Here is a 1,209-nt window from a genome sequence, read left to right as displayed (position 1 = left end):
TTTTCCTTGATCCAAGCGAAAGCTCCGTCAAAGTCTTGTCTTAATAAGCTCATTTTATCCACGATGTCGATAATTTGCTCTCTCTCTTCTTCTGTGTACATGTAACCACCTTTCTAGAAAGGAAGTTCTGATTCATCAACTTCAACAGGTTCAGAACCACCAAATAAGTCTTGTTTAGCTTGTGATTGACTACTATTATCATTAGTGATAAATACTTTTTCAACCGTAGGGAAAACAAAGTTATAATTTACGTATTCTCCTGATTCCTTGGCTTGTACACGACCGCTGACCGTTACTGTGTCACCTAATTGAATGAAATCAGGCAAGAAAGCCGAACCGTACGCAACTTTTACGTTAGATCCCTTTTCTTTTTCAAATAATGGGACTGAAATAATTTTCTTATCGCCTTTTGCTGTACTTACTGTACGTGTATTTTTTTCATTCGCTTGTGCTGTTACTGTGATGATTGCCATTTAATTATTCCCCTTTTTCTGTTTCTTGCTGTGCTAACCAAATCTTCATGATGTCGGTAATTTCTTTTTTAGTCTTATTTTTCAAGCTGTCAATATTTTGGTATCCTAGTTGTTCAGCTCGTTTTATAAGTGGCTGAATCTCTCTAAGTCGTTGTTTTTCTGCTTCAAGCTCTTTTTGTTCTTCTGTTAGAACTGGTAAATCTTCATTTGCATAAATATATAGCCCTAAACCATGACGAGCAATTGCCTTAACTAGTCCACGCTGAATGGCTTTATTTACGTCCATAGAAGTCAGTTTTTCAACTGGGATAGATTGGTTACGATAGTCCATTACAGGCAAGTATTCAATGTGCTCCAAGCCCTCAATAGTCATACCAACCTTAACCCATGCTGTGCGACCGTCTGTGTGATAATTTAACCCTTGTTCATTTTCATAAACTTTACTGTTAGCTTCAGGATATACTTTTTTAACTTCAGACCATGCATATGCCCAACTAAGATAATCTAAATTATTCTTTTTGCTTTTCTTATCATTTACATTAATAACGCTTAGTTCTTCAAATACACTCATTCGATAACCTCTTCTCTCCAACCTTGGCTTTTAAGCTCTGAGGCTTTTGTCAAATCAGATTCACTAGATAAATAAAACTCCGAAGCATACTTTTTTGACAAAGTGTGAAAAGCATGCCCAAAGTAAAGTTTACCTTTCTCGCTTGCATGATTTGCTTCATTAAAT

At 36.0% G+C, this 1,209-nt stretch carries 2 protein-coding genes; both read right to left on the bottom strand.

From position 1 onward, the window contains the following. Positions 1–113 precede the first annotated feature (113 nt). Entirely contained in the window at positions 114–473 is a 360-nt protein-coding gene (locus FDX22_RS21270) for a single-stranded DNA-binding protein (RefSeq protein WP_036851122.1), read from the bottom strand. 4 nt (positions 474–477) lie between these two features. Continuing rightward, positions 478–1,044, bottom strand: a complete 567-nt coding sequence (locus FDX22_RS21265; protein WP_036851120.1) for a DUF1071 domain-containing protein — start codon at positions 1,042–1,044, stop codon at positions 478–480. Positions 1,045–1,209: the final 165 nt, after the last annotated feature.

This window comes from Citrobacter sp. TBCS-14 (assembly GCF_005280805.1).
Classification (GTDB): domain Bacteria; phylum Pseudomonadota; class Gammaproteobacteria; order Enterobacterales; family Enterobacteriaceae; genus Citrobacter; species Citrobacter gillenii.
The sequence above is the reverse complement of the archived record's forward strand: the minus strand, read 5'-3'. Positions and strand labels throughout refer to the sequence as shown.

What these genes read in the sequence shown, in the direction of transcription:
- FDX22_RS21270 (WP_036851122.1), bottom strand. Translation starts at nt 473, where the DNA reads ATGGCAATCATCACAGTAACAGCACAAGCGAATGAAAAAAATACACGT.
- FDX22_RS21265 (WP_036851120.1), bottom strand. Translation starts at nt 1,044, where the DNA reads ATGAGTGTATTTGAAGAACTAAGCGTTATTAATGTAAATGATAAGAAA.